Consider the following 17,500-nt stretch of genomic DNA (forward strand, 5'->3'; position numbering starts at 1 on the left):
TCAGCAATTAAAGTCAAACTTCTTTTGTTAGCTATGGAAATCATTTTCCGATGAAAAGAACTTTTCAATGCTTCTTCACTGATAGATATGCTTCTATCTAGTTTAACAAAATCAAGCGGAAAAAAATCTAGTGCATCAATTTCTATATCTGTTGCACCATAGTCATCTAGACCTATCTGAGCACCAGCATCTTTAAGATTCTCTGCAATAGGTAAAAATTTTATATAATCACTTTGCGTAAATATTTCAGAAATTTCTAAAACTAAATTTTTATTAAGTCTGTTAAACATTTCTGTAATTTCAACAAGGCTTTTATGAATCTCTATTGACTCGATATTTATTGGTACAAAATTAAAAGAAACATGATTTGGAAAAATTTCTGGAGATGTAACCAAATATTTCTTTAACTTAAATAATATATCCAGTGTGAGATTATTAAAGCGATTATCAGAAAATGCCTCTGGAAAATAAATTCCATTATCAAGTATTTCTTCATCAAATACTCTCAGTAGCAATTCACCACCTACAACCTCATGAGTGTAGATGTCATATATTTTTTGCAAAGACATAAACCATTTGTCTAAGAAGAAGTTATAGAAGAAAAAGTCTAAACTCTCGTCTTTCATTATTCAAAAAGCTTTGTAAAAATCATTTGTGGCAATCACTTATCTACTGAACATAAATTGCCTTACATTCCTCAATTTGCGAGTTGACCTTTTGTGCAAGTTTTAAAGCTTTGTTATAAGAAGGTAAAAATCCAACGCTATTATATACAGTATCAAGAAGCTTACCCATTGTTTCTCCGTCGGAAGTAATCCAACGTGTCATAATTAAGTCTGTTTCTTTTATCCCTGACCCAAGGTTAAACGCTACCCCCATTTCAAAATCAATTCCTGAAATTTCTTTCAAATTTGTCTCCAACGCTGTAACTGCAGCTACAAAATCTTCTTGATTATTTGCAGGAACCCGCCATTTTTCCACCATTTCAAAACCAGGCTTAATATTGACCTCTTTCATATCTTTCCAAATAGAAATATATTGAAGATCTCGCATTTTAGAAATATTAGCTTGTGGCTCGTTCATGTGGTCAGTCTTATCTATTGAGGACATTAAATCCCCCATCGATAGAAAGTATTGCCATACACTTACTTCACCAGGATAATTATTGCCTGACTTAACGATACAATAACCTCCAGCCACTGCACCGGCAGCAGAGAGAGCCTCACTATTTTTAGTTATTTCGGTGATATATCTATCCAAATCTTTAGCTTTAACATGAAGCATAATTGCTGCTCCCTTGGGCAAGCTATTTTCTATTGCCGAGCTCTCAGACGAAGAAATAATAAATAATAATAGTAACGAGAAAAAAATATTTTTCATTTAATAAACCCTCATTAATTTTTACTTTCATTCAACATTGGATTTCAATTTAACAATAATCCACTGGGATTTTAAATAGTCAACGAAATTACAACTATTTATCAATATAAGAAATCAATATGAGTTCTCTAACCATTATCATTTTTTAAATTTTCGTGCTTCGAAACACGCCCACTCACCCGTTTTCGCCAGATCTTAAAGCTTGAGGGCTTAAGCTCACGACGCATCAATTTTATCACATTTTTTTCAGATATTCCGTGTAATTTCTCAATCTGGTTAAAAGATGTTTGATCATCCCAAGCCATTTCAATGATTTCTGACACGATTTCTTTTTCCATAAAGACTTTACTTATATCTTTCTCACTTGAGGTCTTTTAGCTTTACCAGCGTTGCTGACGGCGTTTCATCACCCTCATAGAGTTGATATCTAAAGGTCACCAGACCATGTTTCAACCCACCTGTCTCCAGCCAATTTTCAATACCGGCTTCAGCAGGTGGTTCTTTATGCGCGATTATAATCTTAAAACGCCCATCCTTAACCTTGATACGGTTATTATTCAAATCCACCTGATAAGTTTCATAATCAAAGGTTCGCATCCATCTGTTCATCAGGGCAACAGACCAATAATCAACATTTGGCGCATCACCTTCCAACACCAATGCCTCATCCGCCTCGATTAAGAAATTTGTGCCGAAATATGCATTGTCATCAGTTGGATAAAAGATGCCTACAAAATCAGGGTCCACAGATTCCGGTTGGTCAATGCTATTCAGTGTTTTTTCTTGCATCCGATCTAAAGCTAGAGTCCCGCGAAATGCTTCATTGAAAAACTTTGTCGCCGCACGCAACCCATCTGCGGTTTTTAAAAAATTATCTTTATCGGAGGCCGCCGCGTTTAAATTGCGAATTTGAAAAGATGCTTTCTGGCTTTTAGCCCTGTCATGAAAATATTGCCGCACCATTACCATGTGAACATCACGACTGAGCTTCAGCCAGTCCACATCAGGGTCAGATGGCTCATTGCGGCTTAAGATAAGTCGAAAATTACCTTGATCATCAAAACGAATGTCATTGCTTGATATGTTCCCCGCCGGACGATTCCAGCCATTGGGTAAGCGGCCATACAGCATGATACCCAAATAATGCACATCGGCTTTATTGCCAGTGATTTCATAATCAAGATTGCCAGAGATTTCTGCCGTTAAATAAATCGCATCTGGTGAGTCGCCCAAAAACTTTCGGTGATTTGACATCCAATCCGTAAAAGCCGGGCGCAACGGGTCGCCTTTTGTCAACTTCATCTCAAGAGCAACCGAAAGCAAACTGCTGAGAGCCTGAAAACCCTCTTCTTTGTCATGCGCGTCCCGCGCAATCGCCATGAGTTCAGCACCTGCGGCTTCCATACTCACCGACAATTCATGCCACGCTTTTGCGATATCGTCATTTTCAGACCATGCTTCCGGCGGGGTACTGATTGTTGTATGCGACCGTATCCAACCCATGAAATACGCCCCGACAATCGCGACCAGAACAAGCGCCACCAATAGAATTTTTTTTAATATTTTCATGAGACGACCCCCCTCAATATATCTTTTCACAATAAGAAATTTCCGCGAGAGATGACCAGTGAAATTTTAGAAATTAATGTTGATATCCGGCGATTGACTTTGCAGTGGGCGAGCGTGGTACGTCGTCAATATCTTTCCATGTGCCAAGAACTTTATCGCCAAGACCATTCGTAATACCCCAGTTAAAATTTTCATTATGAAAATGATGCCGCATATGCGCTTCACGCATATTGCGTCCCCAAGAGGTGAGCGGATTATAACTTGATGTATGATGCGCCAAATGAATCCACTCATAGGCAAGATAATAAACCAGAGATGCAAGGCAGGGAACGAATGCAGCTTCCCAGCCATTAACACCAAACAGCCATGCGACCAACGCATAGGATAAATAAAACTGCACAAACATCAAAAATATCGCGCTGGCAGGCGCAAATTGCAAATCTCGCCGTTCCGGTTCGGCATGGTGACCATGATGAAGTCGTATCTGATAACGTCTAATAAAGCCAGCTTCCTGTTTAAGTGGTAGGTGTAATGTGTATTTATGCGCCACCCATTCATAAAAAGGCGCAATCACAACCACCAGCAAGGCAAAAGGCCAATAAGACCAGACATCCAACAAGGATACAGCTGCGAAGCAAAGCACCGTCGACAGCATTAAAAATTGAACGCTGTGATGAGTTAAAAATGTAAACCAGATATCACGCATAACTTGTCTGTAAAAAAGCCTGGATTTTTCTCACCGGAATTCACAAAAACGATTAAACTAAATTACATCACACGTCACTGAGAAAAAAGCGGCAAAACATGATTTTTCAATCTGAAAAACCCATTATTCAAATTGCCTATACCGTTAAGGATGTGCGTCAGGCTGCACAAATATGGTCAAACAAATTTAATATCGGGCCTTTTTATGTGAATGAAAATATCCCGCTAGCCAATAGCTATGTGCGCGGCGTGGCGGAGCCTTTTGACCATTCATCGGCCTATGGGTGGCAAGAAAACTTAATGATTGAACTGATTTGCGATCACGCGCAGAAATTATCCCCTATTGCAATATCACCTGACAAGCCTTTTGGCGGTATTCATCACGTTGCATGGATTGCACCGGATTTTGAGGCTGAGTGCAAAGAGTTAGAGAACCAAGATTGCGAGCAAGTTTTATGGGCACAAAATGGCAGTGATACCGGCATGAAATTAGCGTGGTTTGATCCACAAAATGGCATGAACCATTTTTATGAAATCTACGAAGACACAGACGACATCCGGCAGTTTTATACTTTCTTATCAGGTAAAGCCAAGAACTGGGATGGTCGCAACCCCATTAGAGACATGTCAGATTAATCCCACACGCTAAATGAGCCTCATAAATATCGCTCCCGACCCTAATGTACAGTCTTTATAGTAGCTACATATAGCCTATGGTAATATTTGGGTAATGTATCAGTATCATAAGTGAGGAAGGGAATGCTATGGATGCCGCTAATCTAACAGGGAAAATTGCACTCATTACCGGAGGCGCTGCAGGCATTGGGCGCGCTATCGCCGAAGCTTTCGCTGCTCACGGTGCCAAGATTATCATTGCCGATAAAGACAAAGCACGCTGTGAAGCCGTTCAAAGTGCATTTGAAAAAAAGAGCTATGATGTGCTTGTAACCCACACGGATGTCACCGATACAGCGCAGGTGCAAACAATGATGACAACTGTCGAAGAACAGTTCGGCAAGCTGAATATTCTTGTAAATAATGTTGGTGATTTTCTGGAGCTCATAAAACCGTTTAAAGATTTTACCGATGACGAAATAGATGCGCTGTTCAACGCAAATCTGAATTCCATGTTCAAGGTCACGCGAAGCGCTATCCCCCTGATTGAAAAAGGTGGCGCAGGTGGGAGCATTATCAACATATCTTCCATCGAGGCCTTTCGCGGCATTCCAACAGCAGTTGTTTATTCAGCATTTAAGCACGGAATTACTGGCTTCACCCGTAGCCTGTCACTTGACCTCGGGCCTTCAGGAATCCGTGTTAATGCCATTGCACCAGAAACAACTGAAACAGAGCAAGTATCTCCCGTAGATATGACGCCTGAAAAATACAAGGATTATATTCCGCGCTGGAATCCATCCGGGCGTTTCGGCAAGCCATCAGATGCCGCCGGGTGCGCGCTTTTTCTGGCCTCGGATATGTCAGCTTGGGTGAATGGTGCAACCATCAACCTTGATGGCGGCGCGCTTGCCGCTGCCGGGTGGTACAGAACACCAAGCAATAACTGGACCGTCGCGCCGGTTGTTACCGGAGATGGATTTGGGTATTCCGAATAAAAACTTAAATCTTTAATTTACAGCAAATAGGGGATAATGGCGTGGCGCTGTTTAGGGTAAGCGGTACCGAATTGATCTAAATACCATTGGTGTGCAACCCGTGCCTGAATGATTAGCGGTAGCACAACCCATGCCGCATATACGAAACCTATGTTGCTCCATGTCATAATTGCAAAGCCAATCCATTCTAAACACTCCCCAAAATAATTGGGACATGAGACATATTTAAAGAAACCACCATGCGGAATTTTATAACCACTCTCACCATCGTCACGAAGATTTATCAAAATATTATCCGAATGAATATTCACAAAAAATCCAAATAAAAACAGGGCCACCCCGATGAGAAAACGTGGATCGTATAACCACTCAATGGGATAGTCTCTCAGTTGACCAAAGTAATGACCAATCAGATAGCCATTAACAGTATAGAACACCATCGATGTAAGCATTGTGTAAACGGGCATGGTTTTGCCAGCCACTTTAATCCTTTGCGGATAAATAACGGCGCGGTTGAAATAGTGCATCATAAAAAAGCCGACCATTATGCCGGACACGCTTAAGAATGATGAAACATTTAGACCGGTTTGACTTTGTGAAAAGAAATACCACACAACTAGGAGAATAGGAATTTCCATAAGCACCCATCCGGTTTTCTTATCAATACTACCTAACGCACCCATACCCTGACTTTCGATACGATTACTCAAAGGGAGTTCTTTACTTTTATAGAGGTAAAAAGCGTTGAGAACGCAGGCGCCAAACCAATAGATGAGAAAGGTGTTATAGCTATCCAAATCAAGCACTTTTAAAGTGTAAAACCATTCCATAAATTTACTTACCTTTTGGTATTTAAATGAATTGAGGGTCAAGAACTCAAATAGAATATTATAAAGCTTCCCTAGCCAATCTCACCTTATGTTCATTTCTTATACAATTTCCAGTAGAAACTTTTTATTAACACTCAAAAAAAGATACATCTTAATCAATTATTTTCTTATGGTTATCTTTGAATTCTAAGGAGTAGACATGAGAGTCTTTGTTACAGGTGCGACGGGGTTAGTGGGTGCCCATTTGGTTTTAGCGCTTCTATCCAAAGGACACCAAGTCAGATTACTTGTCAGGAGCCGTGAAAAAGCGCAGACATATTTTAGATCTCATGGCCATGAGCTTGACGATATCGTTATTGGAAATATGAATGAAACGGATAAAATCCGTCTGGCTTTGAGCGGATGCGATGCTGTTTTTCATGCGGCAGCTAACGTTAATCTGGACATTAGACAAATTGATTCAACGGTTAAATCAAATTTAGAGAGTATGGAGTCTGTTGTAGGAAGCGCCATCAATGCCGGTATAAAAAATATCGTCTGGGTTTCCAGCACAACGGTTTTTGACCACGACAAGCGGGGCTTTATAGATGAAAACACCCCACTCAGAACCTCAAAAGACCCCTATACCAAATCAAAATTACTCTGTGAAAAATGGGCGCGCGAAAAGCAACAGCTCGGCGCCCCTCTTCAAATCTCCTATCCAGTTGGTGTTATCGGCCCTGATGACCCATCACTAAGCGCCTCTAATTTTGCCTTGATAGGTTTTAAAGAAGTGGTTCCCATAACAACATCAGGCCTGCAGTATATAGACGCCCGCGACTTGGCTGATGCGCATCTCCATATGCTAGAAAACCCGCATAGTGAACCAGAGGCAGCGCGCTATATTTTTGCTGGTAAACTGAATAGCTGGCAAGAAATTCACAGCATGATTGAACAAGCCTCCGGGGAGACAATCAAAGCGCAAAAATTATCCCCGGCCTTAATGAGATTTATCGGCTCAGCGACCGATTTAATTAAAAAATTCATTCCTCTGAATACTAGAATTTCAAGAGAAGCAATGGACTTAATGACGATGTGGATGACGTGTCAATCAATGCGGCAGGCTCAAGAAATTCCAGTAACAATCCGGCCTGTACTTAGTTCCTTCAAAGATACTATAGAATGGCACAAAGAGCATTATTGACAGCTTGTCCGGATAGGGTGTCGAAAGATTGCAGGGGAGCAGGAAATGACGCTAAAGAAAAACATAGGTTATATCGGCCTCGGCAATATAGGGGGGCCAACGGCAAAGCACATCATAAATGATGAATTTAATCTCTATGTTTACGATTTAAACGAAGATGCTGTCAAAACCCTAACAGATGAGGGGGCTTACGCCTGTGGGACGATTGGAGAGCTTGCGTCGACGTGTGAGCATATCGGTCTTTGTGTGCGCGATGACAAAGACATTAATAACATTTTGTATGGCACTGAAGGCATATTGGAGAATGCTAATCAGGGAACCCTAATCGCCATTAGCTCTACAATTTCCCATGCAAGTCTGGCGCAATGGGAAGCTGATGTTATAGCGGCCGGCATGTCTCTGGTCGATGCCCCAATTTCAGGCGGTGCGCATGGCGCGGCCGCCGGTAATCTTGTCTATATGGTTGGGTGTTCAAAAGATGACTTTGAGAGAGCCAAGCCTGTATTTGAAACCTCAGCTGAGCTAGTCATTCATACGGGTAAGCTCGGTAGCGGCACGACCTTAAAGCTTGCCAATAATCTTATGACATACGCTCAACTTATTGCAGTCTCGGAAGCATTTGCACTTGCCGAAGCCCATGCGGTGGATCCCAAATTACTTTTTGAAATGAGTAAGATTAACGGGGTGATAAATCATAATACCCAAATGTTTATTTCCGCACGCAATGATTTATTCGCGTCAGGCGGTGCTGATTTGGTCAAAGAATTTATGGCAGGAAATGCTGGACTTGGTGAGAAAGATTTAAAATGTGCCATCGAGAGTGCGCACGCCGCCGGAATTGAACTACCCCTAACGCGCCTCAGCCAAGAACTTATAAAAGGCGTATTTTTAAAAACCATAAATTATAATGGTGAGTCTTCAAATGACACCTGAGAGCCGAGCATTTATAAATGGTAAGCTAACAAACGCAAAATCTGACAAAATGTTTGATAATATATCACCCGTTTCAGAGGATGTTATTGGTCAAACCACGGACTGCTCAACCGAAGATATGGATATGGCAATAACTGCAGCACGACAGGCTTTTGATAAAACTGACTGGGCTGTCAATCATGCGTTTCGCCTTCATTGTCTGACACAGCTTCGCGACGTTCTGGTTAATGATATTGAAAATATCCGTAGCCAAGTCCAAGCGGAAACAGGATCACCTGCTGGCATTTGCGGGCAACAAGGCCCTCAATGTGATGTACCAATTGGTTTTATAGATACAAGCTTGGCGCTGATCAAAAATTATAAATGGAGCATAAATCAGGGTTTGGCGCGTTTCGGTGAGGTGGAGTCCGAACGTCTTATTGAAAAAGAAGCCATCGGTGTTGTGGGCTGCATCACCCCCTGGAATGTACCATTACAAATTAATTTGGCAAAAATTATCCCTGCTTTGTCGGCGGGGTGTTCCGTTGTCTTGAAACCTGCTCCTGATACACCATGGGCGGCGACCTTGATTGGTAACGCAGCACATCATACAGACATACCGGCAGGTATCATCAATATTGTCCCCTCTTCCGACCCGCAAACAATTGGGGTGCAACTTGTTAATGACCCGCGGGTGGATATGATTTCCTTCACAGGTTCAACGAGCACCGGACGGGCAATCATGTCTGATGCCGCCGCCACCGTGAAAAAAGTTTTTCTCGAACTCGGTGGTAAATCCGCAAATATTATTCTTGATGATGCGGATTTCAGCCAAGCATTATTATCAGCTCTTGCCGTTTGTTTCCATGCCGGACAAGGATGTGCAATTCAGACACGGCTTCTCATTCCGCGCAACCGCCAAAATGAGGTGGAAGAAATACTGATGAATTACTTCAATATGATAGACTATGGCGGCGACAATACAGACACCCACATTATGGGCCCTTTGATTAGTTCGGCGCAAAGAAAAAAAGTTTTAGACTATATTGAAAAAGGCAAAGCTGAAGGGGCGCGTTTGCTTCTAGGTGGTGGCACACCCAGTCATTTAGATAAGGGTTTTTATGTTGAACCCACAGTTTTCGTTGACGTGACAAATGATATGACCATTGCTCAGGAGGAAATTTTTGGGCCGGTTTTATGTGTCATAGCTTATGACACCGAAAGTGACGCAATCCAGATTGCCAATGAGTCAATATTTGGCTTGTCAGGCGGCGTATGGTCTGGTGATGAGGAACGCGCAATAAAGGTGGCCCGTCAGATTCGTGCCGGAACAGTTAATGTCAATGGCGGTAACTTTTATGCCGCAGATGCCCCGTTTGGTGGTTATAAACAAAGCGGCATTGGTAGAGAAATGGGCTTAGAGGGATTTGAAGAATATCTTGAAACAAAAACGATAGCTATCGGACGATAAGAGGGGAAATGACATGAGCCAGGAAAAACATGATTTAGGGCGCGAATATTATAAAAAAGTTTATGCCGATACTCTGCCGGAAATGCCTGAAAGAGGTAAATTTGCTTTTTTTGATTATATGTTGGAAACCCTTTTCGGCACTCTATGGGCTGATGAGGAAAGTCTCTCCATTCGCGACCGGAGACTAGTTATATTAGGCGTAATCATGTCTGTTGGCTCAAATGATTTATTCTCTATTCAGGCGCGTGCAGCGCTGATGAATAAAGAATTGAGTTTAAAAGAGCTTGAACAAATTATTATTACAGGTACGCAATATTGTGGTTACCCTAAAGTTGCCGCTTTTAACGCAATTTTAAAAGAACTCATGGATGAATTCCCTGAGAACAAATAAAGTCTCAAGATATTGATTTTTAGTTCATGAACGTTAAATATTTAAGTGTGTTCATGGAGAAGAATTATGCCTGCTTTTTTTAGCGAATATAATATTTTTGTGTCTATTGGCAGTCTGGCCGGCCTAGTTGCTCTCAGTCTAGTTGTATTTTACTCAATGCAACTAATACCTACATTTAAAGAAGCAAATATTGCCAATCTAAATGCTAACAAAAAAATGAGGGAAAAAAGTTTCTATTCACCAACTGTAAGGAATGGAATGCTTGGTTCTGGTTTAGGCTATCTGGTAAATTATTTTATAATTTTACCATTGACCATTACCTTTGAATTTACATCCGTTTGGAATGTTTTATTTTCCATTTTTATAATTTTGATGGTCTATGACTTTTTTTACTATTTGATGCATCGCTTCCTTTTTCATGGCGATAATCATTTTTTTAAAACGGTTCATGCCGTTCATCATCAAATGAAAAACCCAAGCCGTGGTGACTCATCCTATCTTCACTGGCTTGAAGGGACGATGGGTGTTTTGTTATTTGGCTTTACGGTTGGAGGCTTAAGTTTGATTTTTGGCAAGTTTGATCTCGTTTCAATTGTCATCACAATGTGGCTTTATCAGGAAATCAATCTCCATAACCACGCTATCTTTGAAACAGATACTTTCCCTTTTAAAACACTGCACAAAATATCTGCTGATCATCACAGACATCATGTGAACTTTAATAAAGGCAATTATTCCTCCATTACCTTGCTTTATGACTGGATATTCGGCACCTATGAAACGGAAGAAACAGCGCCGTTAAAACAGCTTTAATTTTTCATAATTAAGTCTGCAGCACGGTAAGCCAGCATCATGGTTGGCGCATTCGTCGCTGAAACTGTCACCACGGGTATCGCCGAGGCGTCCGCAACCCTGATATTTTCAATCCCTTTGAGTCGTAATTGTGTATCTACAGGATAGGCGTCACCATCACCCATGCTGCAGGTGCCCACATAGTGGTAGCAAGTCATTGTGTTCTTAAAAATATACTCATGAAGTTTTTCTAGAGTCTCAGCATCCGCACCTGATGACATGACAGTGTTGCCCCAATCAGTTAATTGGGGTTGTTTGCTGATTTCCATCATACGCAACACACCATTTGTCATGCTCAGAAGATCTCTAGAGTCCTGGTAATAAGCCGGATCAATAAGAGCTGGATCCTCAGGGTTGCTTGACGCCAGTGACACGATTCCCCGCGAAAAAGGTTTTCCGAAAATGACCACAAGCCCGTAAGCCTTATCTAGAGGGGCGCTGATAAGAGGCAATTTAAATACGAATTTAATCACACCTCGAAGCAAGCTTCTTGCCAAACCGCCAAATCGAGCCTTGCCTTTCAATAGTTCAAAAGGCGCAAGTCTAAGAGCCGCTGCTTGCATTGTGGTTTTTGAAGCGACAGAGGTGAAACACACATCTGCCTGACCTTCGGGCAAATCTGTCTCGTGATTCATGCGTTCAAAACCATAAATTTGAGGATGAAAAAAATCCGCTTTTTGCTTTCCCTTAAAAAGAATATTAACACAAGTATGATCTTGCAGATTGCGACCAATAGAAGGGATATTTTCGATAATAGGTATGCCAAACTTAGCCAGTTCATCCTTCGGACCGAGGCCTGAAAGCATAAGAAGCTTAGGCGTCTCCAATGTTCCGGCACAGAAAATGACCTCTTTATCACACCGCGCCGCGTGACTACCCCCATTTTGACGAAAGCTGATACCAACCGCGCGCTTCCCCTCAAAATGAACTTTTTCAAGCATCGCTTCCGTTTCAACCCTAATATTCTGGGAATTGCTTTCTTTTAAAAACGCTACATAAGAACTTCGACGACCACTCACATTATTCAGGGTGTTATAGCCAAAATAGCCGCATAATTCCCCATCATTTAAGTCATTTTTCCGCGTGAAGCCTGTCATTTCAGCCGCCTCCAGTATTTTCTCAGTTAAGACTGTAGGGGCTTTGCTCTGAATCCCTAATCTGTTTTCAAGTTTTTTAAAAAACGGCAAATTATCTTCCCATTGCCAGCCCTGCGGCCACTGCGCGTAATCATGCTTATCGCCTCGTGTATAGACCATCCCGTTGATGGACCCGCTTCCCCCCATGCCGCGACCAGACCCAACATATATTTCCTTATTGCCACAGGTTGCCTGCTTTTTTGTCAATCGATCATGTAAAAGCGCATCATTCGCAAAAGAAATTTGAAATCCGTTGTCTGTGAATGTTTCTGGATTATCTTCAGCGGGCTGCCCGGCTTCTATCACTAAAACCGAATATCCGCCCTCCTCTGCAAGCCGACCAGCAATAATGCATCCTGAGGAGCCACCACCAATAACTATATAGTCATAACTATCGTTACCATAATTGCCATTCATGATTTACACTCATATCTTTTAAACTAACTGTTCAGTTCAAAATATAAGCATAGTCGGCTGAGGGATATTTGAATAATTTTAAAATATTCTAACCCTCGTGTAAGTGGATAAATTTAAATGCAAGTACCACAGTATTCATTAGACCCTCAGTCGATTTTCAAATCTGAATTTATTTATAACCCGTTCCCGATACTTGCCTCATTGAGAAAGAATTCACCGATATCTTCCATTGGGAATTCTGGATTTCACCTCATTAGTTCTTTTGAACTTATACAAGAAGTTCTTGAGAGGGAGGCAGAATTTTCAGCTAATTTAAAGGGTGTCTTGTACCGGTCAGATGAAGGAAACCCTGACTGCTTTGATCTTTCTGAGACAGGTGCGCTTGATGTTATTGCTACAGCAGATGGTGCCGATCATGCTCGGCATAAAAAAGTTCTCGCTGATGCCTTTACAACAAAGTCTGTCATGCAATACGAGAACTACATTCGTCAAATTGCCAATCAAGAGATTGAAAAAATAAAAGACATTGGCAAGGGCAGCTGTGTTGCTACAATTGAAAAAATACCTGCCCTTGTTATCGCCAAACTAATAGGTCTTCCTGATACTGAGTATGATGATTTTATGCGATGGATTATGATAGGCGGCTCTATTTTGGCGGGTGAAACCTCTGCAGAAGGTTTGCATTATCTTGCAGTAGAAACAGAAAAAATGAGTAGATATTTATTTGATAAGTTTGATTTGTTGCAAAATTCTAACCTTAGAGATCAATCATTACTCTCTGTTTTGCGATGCGCTTTTGAAAATGGAAATATTACGCAAGAAGAGGCCATCGGAATTGCTATCATACTTTTTGGGGCTGGAGGTGAGTCCACTTCTGCGCTTATGGGATCAACAATTTACCATTTAGCTAGCAATCCAGACTTACAAAATGAATTACGAATAGATAATAAATTAATTATTCCTTTTATTGAAGAGGTGATCAGAATGTCGCCACCTTTCAAGTTTCACTACCGTTATGTGAAATCAGACTGCTTTCTAGGCGGCTATAAAATATCGTCAGGTGATAAGCTCTTGCTTAGCTGGGACTCGGCGAATAGAGATGAAAAATTAATTGACAACCCTGATGAATTTTCACTTCGAAGAAATAAGCCCAAAAATCATATGGGATTTGGAAGAGGCGCTCATTTTTGTATTGGCGCAACATTGGCAAGGTTAGAAGTCAAAATCTTTATCGAGAGACTTTTAGAAAGTTTTGATCAATTCAAACTAAAAAATGACCCTATTTATTTAAATAGCATTTTTGTGAGACGTTTCATAAGTCTGGATATTGAAGAAGTGAGGGACTAAGGGTGTAACTACCCATAAGAAAATTCAGGTTGCTTTATCTTAAGATACTTAATTAAGTATTTTCTTGATTAGAGGTAAATCCCGCAAGCATCAAACAGCCGGCCAAAATACCGAGATTTTTCACAAAGTTCTGTGTTTCATGCGCGCCCTCTATGCCCGAAAAGTTCCAAAAGTCATGAAGGTTGATATTAATAACTATAATATAAACCGCGCATCCATAAGCAGCCAATCGTACATTCCGATTGATCAGCAACATGCAGCCTAGTAAGAGATTCGCTATACCTGCCAGCAATAAAAGCGGAGCGGTGAACGGCACATTATGATGAAGCATCAACTCAATATGCATTTGCCAATTCGCAAATTTGGCGAAGCCAGGTAGCACAAAATAAAAGCCCAACAATATGCGTCCAACTGGGAGCGCAAATTCGTCAATCCTTTGAGACGTCATATAATTCTTCAAATCAATCACTAGGCGATATATTGATAATGTTATTCAAGTTTAATTTTTTTAGTTATTTAAATTTTATAAAATAATTTCATGTAATTTCCTAAATTTCGATAACTACATTTTCTTGAATAGTTCTAAACATCCATCTTATAAAAGCAAAGTTTGTTATTATCCAAATCTCTAACATAAACACCATAAAATCCTACTGACTCCTCGATATTTATTTCACTAACATAAGAAGCATTTAAATTGGTTGCATGGTCTTTCATAAAATCAACCCTCTCTGATGATGAAACATTAATTGCTACCATTGTTCCATTTCCATTTGATGCATATCCACCATCTGCAGGCATACATACCCCAAACATTGGCCCATTTCCGTCAGTATAAAGATGAACTCTTTCAGTATTGGGGCCTCGTTTTAAATTTAACGGTTCCAGTAGTTGGTCATAGAAAGATAATGATTCTTCCAGATTATTGGTTCCAAACAAAACATATCCAATCATATTTTACCTCAATATTATTTGATTAGTAATATTCTAATTAACTCGCTGATTTTACCAAGTAAGTTTCTCAATAAAAAAACTGTACCGGAAGGAATGGGTGAAATAATTGTTTTTCTCCAATAAAAAAAACCTTCAGAAGTCATTGACTAAAGGGACATACTAGTGTGTTGGCAAATTAAGTATTTTCTCATAAAAAAGCCTCACTATTTCTAGTGGGCCGAATTATTTCCTTCTAGGAATTCTTACTATTGTCTTTTAAAATTATCACCATAATCTACCTTGTCAGAGTAAGCAGCTTGCCTGACGGGAATGTAAGGGTGATGTATCTATAGATGCAGAAATGGTCAATTTCTTTAAAATTAGATTCAAATAATATTTAAAGTTATTATTTTGGCTATTATGAGTCCATATAATAACTTCAATGCAGAACGTTATCTAATGCCAGATCTTGTGCGAGCCGTTGCGCTCATAGGCATTGCTCTCGTCAATGTTTCCGTTATCTCTTATCCATTGGCGGGTGGCTACATTCACGGCGGACTCCATACAACTTTAGACTCTATGGCATTTTTCCTCGTTATGGGATTGTGTACAATGAAGTTTTACCCCCTCTTTTCATTTATGTTTGGAGTTGGATTTGCCTATCAAATGAAGTTCGCTGACAGGGCTGGTGTCAGTTTCGGATGGCAATATCTTCGCCGCATAATAGGTCTGGCTGTATTTGGATTTCTCAATATCGCACTCCTGTTTCAAGGTGACGTCCTCATGATGTACGCAATGCTCGGAAGTTTGCTTTTCTTTTTTCGCAATTCAAGCACTCAGACACTGCTTAAATGGGGTATTAGCTTTTATATTCTACAAATATTTATATTTTTAATTTTCACAACAGGGCTTTATCTAGGACAAAAATTTACACCTGACGATATGAATGCTGAATTGGCGAGTATTTCTGAAACAGTTATCCGCTCGCATACGGTTTATGCCTCAGAGCATTTTACCGATAGCGTGATACTTCGCCTTCAGGAATGGAGTGAAATTATACAGATTGGTATTTTTATGGATGGTTTAGGCGCTATGGCATTTTTCCTATTTGGATTTGCAGCGGTTAAATCAGATATCATTGCCGACCCTCAAGCTTTGATTTGGAGACGTTTTCGCATTGTCTTCCTACCAATCGGCATAATCGGAAGCTTTGTAGGTGCATATATACAATCTCTCGGCGATAATCTCCTTAGCCCCTTGAATATGCTGGGTATGACATTGATTGCTATTTTTGCTCTTTTTTCTAGCGCAGGGTATTTGGGTCTGATTGCGAAATGGACGTCAGGACCAATAACAAATTTTAAAGTGTTTATGGCTAGAGGAGGAACAACAACATTAACGGCTTATTTATTACAGGGCTTATTCTTGTCGTTAATTTTCAATGGTTACGGACTTGGATACTTCGCAAAATTTGGAGCATTTGAGTGCACCCTCATCGCCTTGTTTGTAAGCTTGATGACCCTCAGTCTGGCAAGTCTTTGGCGAAAATATTTTAAGCTTGGCCCTTTCGAACGTGTGCTGAAGAAACTAACGTATCTGTCAGCACGCTAAATCTCGCATATGTTGAAGCACGAGGTAAATCAAACTTGTAAGGGTTTTGTCAGGGTAGAATATTTTCAATTCTTGTGATGATTAAAATGTGATTTTATATTCCATGCTAGAATAAACCTAGGTCGTTCAGGAATATGTCAGGGTATGTCAGGGTAAAAAAACCCACAAAAAACCCCCAGCCAAAAGACTGGGGGCTTTATAAGATACTGATTTAATTGATATATTTTTGGTTGCGGGGGTAGGATTTGAACCTACGACCTTCAGGTTATGAGCCTGACGAGCTACCGGGCTGCTCCACCCCGCGCCAATATACTCACCTGGACTTAAAAGCCAGGAATTGATTCCCTAAGCATGATTGAAAGATGTCGCAAAGGGAGACGATTGAAAAGAAGAGGGGCAAAATATTTGAGTGTTGATTATTTGTCTTTAGCAGGCCTGGCAACGACTTACTCTCCCACACCTTAAGATGCAGTACCATCAGCGCTGAAGTGTTTAACGACCGAGTTCGGGATGGGATCGGGTTTAGGCACTTCGCCATAGTCACCAAGCCGGCAAAAGACAAATAAGTTAAATATCGGGTGCTCATTGACTCACAGATGGAGAAAATGAGAACAATCAAGCCTATCGAACAATTAGTACCGGTCAGCTTCACGCATTGCTGCGCTTCCACATCCGGCCTATCAACGTGGTCGTCTTCCACGGTTCTCAAGGGAAACCTTGTTTCGAGGGGGGCTTCCCGCTTAGATGCTTTCAGCGGTTATCCCGTCCATACTTAGCTACGCTGCAATGCCGCAGGCGCGACAACAGCTCGACCAGAGGTATGTCCATCCCGGTCCTCTCGTACTAGGGACAGCTCCTCTCAAGTTTCCTACACCCACGGCAGATAGGGACCAAACTGTCTCACGACGTTCTAAACCCAGCTCACGTACCGCTTTAATTGGCGAACAGCCAAACCCTTGGGACCTGCTCCAGCCCCAGGATGCGATGAGCCGACATCGAGGTGCCAAACAACGCCGTCGATATGGACTCTTGGGCGTCATCAGCCTGTTATCCCCGGCGTACCTTTTATCCGTTGAGCGATGGCCCTTCCACGCGGGACCACCGGATCACTATGACCGACTTTCGTCTCTGCTCGTCTTGTCAGACTCGC

The 17,500-nt window shown here is 41.2% G+C and carries 18 protein-coding genes, 1 tRNA gene and 2 rRNA genes (1 of these 21 cut by a window edge); 9 read left to right on the forward strand and 12 right to left on the reverse strand.

Annotated features, from left to right (window positions below):
• From RS24_RS08880 to RS24_RS08900, 5 genes are all read right to left on the reverse strand, one after another.
• Positions 1-569: EAL domain-containing protein (locus tag RS24_RS08880; protein ID WP_038301016.1), on the reverse strand; the 569-nt coding region annotated here is incomplete at its 3' end.
• A gap of 100 nt (positions 570-669) precedes the next feature.
• A complete protein-coding gene (locus tag RS24_RS08885; protein WP_021777874.1) occupies positions 670-1,380 on the reverse strand; it encodes a hypothetical protein in 711 nt (236 codons plus the stop codon).
• Positions 1,381-1,508: 128 nt separating this feature from the next.
• On the reverse strand, positions 1,509-1,718 hold the full coding sequence (locus RS24_RS08890) for a TIGR03643 family protein (protein WP_021777875.1): 210 nt from the start codon (positions 1,716-1,718) through the stop codon (positions 1,509-1,511).
• A 22-nt stretch (positions 1,719-1,740) separates the two neighbouring features.
• Positions 1,741-2,949, reverse strand: a complete 1,209-nt coding sequence (locus tag RS24_RS08895; protein ID WP_021777876.1) for a DUF1214 domain-containing protein — start codon at positions 2,947-2,949, stop codon at positions 1,741-1,743.
• Positions 2,950-3,022: 73 nt separating this feature from the next.
• On the reverse strand, positions 3,023-3,655 hold the full coding sequence (locus RS24_RS08900) for a sterol desaturase family protein (protein WP_239642423.1): 633 nt from the start codon (positions 3,653-3,655) through the stop codon (positions 3,023-3,025).
• A gap of 98 nt (positions 3,656-3,753) precedes the next feature.
• On the opposite strand from RS24_RS08900, the gene RS24_RS09815 reads away from it, so the two are divergent.
• The gene (locus tag RS24_RS09815; RefSeq protein WP_021777878.1) at positions 3,754-4,290 is read left to right on the forward strand and encodes a VOC family protein; all 537 of its coding nucleotides are present in this window, start codon (positions 3,754-3,756) and stop codon (positions 4,288-4,290) included.
• Between the two features lie 128 nt (positions 4,291-4,418).
• On the forward strand, positions 4,419-5,267 hold the full coding sequence (locus RS24_RS08910; RefSeq protein ID WP_021777879.1) for an SDR family NAD(P)-dependent oxidoreductase: 849 nt from the start codon (positions 4,419-4,421) through the stop codon (positions 5,265-5,267).
• 17 nt (positions 5,268-5,284) lie between these two features.
• On the opposite strand, the gene RS24_RS08915 is transcribed toward RS24_RS08910, so the two are convergent.
• Positions 5,285-6,097: a 3-oxo-5-alpha-steroid 4-dehydrogenase gene (locus RS24_RS08915; protein WP_021777880.1), complete on the reverse strand. Its 813-nt coding sequence runs from the start codon at positions 6,095-6,097 to the stop codon at positions 5,285-5,287.
• A 199-nt stretch (positions 6,098-6,296) separates the two neighbouring features.
• On the opposite strand from RS24_RS08915, the gene RS24_RS08920 reads away from it, so the two are divergent.
• The 5 genes from RS24_RS08920 (at position 6,297) to RS24_RS08940 (ending at position 10,867) form a co-directional block, all read left to right on the forward strand.
• Positions 6,297-7,280, forward strand: coding sequence for an NAD-dependent epimerase/dehydratase family protein (locus tag RS24_RS08920; RefSeq protein WP_021777881.1), 984 nt, complete (start codon positions 6,297-6,299; stop codon positions 7,278-7,280).
• Positions 7,281-7,325: 45 nt separating this feature from the next.
• The gene (locus tag RS24_RS08925) at positions 7,326-8,213 is read left to right on the forward strand and encodes an NAD(P)-dependent oxidoreductase (protein ID WP_021777882.1); all 888 of its coding nucleotides are present in this window, start codon (positions 7,326-7,328) and stop codon (positions 8,211-8,213) included.
• A complete protein-coding gene (locus RS24_RS08930) occupies positions 8,203-9,663 on the forward strand; it encodes an aldehyde dehydrogenase family protein (RefSeq protein WP_021777883.1) in 1,461 nt (486 codons plus the stop codon). The genes RS24_RS08925 and RS24_RS08930 overlap by 11 nt, the downstream gene beginning before the upstream one ends.
• A 13-nt stretch (positions 9,664-9,676) precedes the next feature.
• Positions 9,677-10,054, forward strand: coding sequence for a carboxymuconolactone decarboxylase family protein (locus RS24_RS08935; protein WP_021777884.1), 378 nt, complete (start codon positions 9,677-9,679; stop codon positions 10,052-10,054).
• A 66-nt stretch (positions 10,055-10,120) separates the two neighbouring features.
• Complete coding sequence (locus tag RS24_RS08940; protein WP_021777885.1) at positions 10,121-10,867, forward strand: sterol desaturase family protein; 747 nt, start codon at positions 10,121-10,123, stop codon at positions 10,865-10,867.
• On the opposite strand, the gene RS24_RS08945 is transcribed toward RS24_RS08940, so the two are convergent.
• On the reverse strand, positions 10,864-12,459 hold the full coding sequence (locus RS24_RS08945; RefSeq protein WP_021777886.1) for a GMC family oxidoreductase: 1,596 nt from the start codon (positions 12,457-12,459) through the stop codon (positions 10,864-10,866). The genes RS24_RS08940 and RS24_RS08945 overlap by 4 nt on opposite strands.
• A 117-nt stretch (positions 12,460-12,576) precedes the next feature.
• Between RS24_RS08945 and RS24_RS08950 the strand changes: the two genes are divergently transcribed.
• Positions 12,577-13,806 (forward strand): cytochrome P450, encoded by a 1,230-nt coding sequence (locus RS24_RS08950; protein WP_021777887.1) that lies wholly within the window; start codon positions 12,577-12,579, stop codon positions 13,804-13,806.
• A gap of 52 nt (positions 13,807-13,858) precedes the next feature.
• Here RS24_RS08950 and RS24_RS08955 read toward each other — a convergent pair whose 3' ends face one another.
• Both RS24_RS08955 and RS24_RS08960 read right to left on the reverse strand, forming a co-directional pair.
• Positions 13,859-14,254 carry a DoxX family protein gene (locus RS24_RS08955; protein ID WP_021777888.1) on the reverse strand — a complete coding sequence of 132 codons (396 nt, stop codon included), beginning with the start codon at positions 14,252-14,254 and terminating at the stop codon, positions 13,859-13,861.
• Between the two features lie 134 nt (positions 14,255-14,388).
• Positions 14,389-14,760, reverse strand: a complete 372-nt coding sequence (locus RS24_RS08960; RefSeq protein WP_021777890.1) for a VOC family protein — start codon at positions 14,758-14,760, stop codon at positions 14,389-14,391.
• Positions 14,761-15,159: 399 nt separating this feature from the next.
• On the opposite strand from RS24_RS08960, the gene RS24_RS08965 reads away from it, so the two are divergent.
• A complete protein-coding gene (locus RS24_RS08965; RefSeq protein ID WP_021777891.1) occupies positions 15,160-16,350 on the forward strand; it encodes a DUF418 domain-containing protein in 1,191 nt (396 codons plus the stop codon).
• 227 nt (positions 16,351-16,577) lie between these two features.
• Here RS24_RS08965 and RS24_RS08970 read toward each other — a convergent pair.
• The 3 genes from RS24_RS08970 to RS24_RS08980 form a co-directional block, all read right to left on the reverse strand.
• A tRNA-Met gene (locus RS24_RS08970) sits at positions 16,578-16,654 on the reverse strand.
• A 129-nt stretch (positions 16,655-16,783) separates the two neighbouring features.
• Positions 16,784-16,898: ribosomal RNA gene (gene rrf, locus RS24_RS08975) — 5S ribosomal RNA — on the reverse strand.
• A 63-nt stretch (positions 16,899-16,961) separates the two neighbouring features.
• Positions 16,962-17,500 (reverse strand): 23S ribosomal RNA (locus RS24_RS08980); it runs 2,205 nt beyond the window's last position.

The sequence above is a fragment of the Candidatus Micropelagos thuwalensis genome, from assembly GCF_000469155.1.
Lineage (GTDB): Bacteria > Pseudomonadota > Alphaproteobacteria > RS24 > RS24 > Micropelagius > Micropelagius thuwalensis.

Bases quoted from the DNA above. Each gene is read 5' to 3' on its own strand.
- RS24_RS08955 (WP_021777888.1), bottom strand. From the start codon at position 14,254: ATGACGTCTCAAAGGATTGACGAATTTGCGCTCCCAGTTGGACGCATA.
- RS24_RS08965 (WP_021777891.1), top strand. From the start codon at position 15,160: ATGAGTCCATATAATAACTTCAATGCAGAACGTTATCTAATGCCAGAT.
- RS24_RS09815 (WP_021777878.1), top strand. From the start codon at position 3,754: ATGATTTTTCAATCTGAAAAACCCATTATTCAAATTGCCTATACCGTT.
- RS24_RS08885 (WP_021777874.1), bottom strand. From the start codon at position 1,380: ATGAAAAATATTTTTTTCTCGTTACTATTATTATTTATTATTTCTTCG.
- RS24_RS08950 (WP_021777887.1), top strand. From the start codon at position 12,577: ATGCAAGTACCACAGTATTCATTAGACCCTCAGTCGATTTTCAAATCT.
- RS24_RS08895 (WP_021777876.1), bottom strand. From the start codon at position 2,949: ATGAAAATATTAAAAAAAATTCTATTGGTGGCGCTTGTTCTGGTCGCG.
- RS24_RS08935 (WP_021777884.1), top strand. From the start codon at position 9,677: ATGAGCCAGGAAAAACATGATTTAGGGCGCGAATATTATAAAAAAGTT.
- RS24_RS08910 (WP_021777879.1), top strand. From the start codon at position 4,419: ATGGATGCCGCTAATCTAACAGGGAAAATTGCACTCATTACCGGAGGC.
- RS24_RS08890 (WP_021777875.1), bottom strand. From the start codon at position 1,718: ATGGAAAAAGAAATCGTGTCAGAAATCATTGAAATGGCTTGGGATGAT.
- RS24_RS08930 (WP_021777883.1), top strand. From the start codon at position 8,203: ATGACACCTGAGAGCCGAGCATTTATAAATGGTAAGCTAACAAACGCA.
- RS24_RS08915 (WP_021777880.1), bottom strand. From the start codon at position 6,097: ATGGAATGGTTTTACACTTTAAAAGTGCTTGATTTGGATAGCTATAAC.
- RS24_RS08960 (WP_021777890.1), bottom strand. From the start codon at position 14,760: ATGATTGGATATGTTTTGTTTGGAACCAATAATCTGGAAGAATCATTA.
- RS24_RS08940 (WP_021777885.1), top strand. From the start codon at position 10,121: ATGCCTGCTTTTTTTAGCGAATATAATATTTTTGTGTCTATTGGCAGT.
- RS24_RS08945 (WP_021777886.1), bottom strand. From the start codon at position 12,459: ATGAATGGCAATTATGGTAACGATAGTTATGACTATATAGTTATTGGT.
- RS24_RS08925 (WP_021777882.1), top strand. From the start codon at position 7,326: ATGACGCTAAAGAAAAACATAGGTTATATCGGCCTCGGCAATATAGGG.
- RS24_RS08920 (WP_021777881.1), top strand. From the start codon at position 6,297: ATGAGAGTCTTTGTTACAGGTGCGACGGGGTTAGTGGGTGCCCATTTG.
- RS24_RS08900 (WP_239642423.1), bottom strand. From the start codon at position 3,655: ATGCGTGATATCTGGTTTACATTTTTAACTCATCACAGCGTTCAATTT.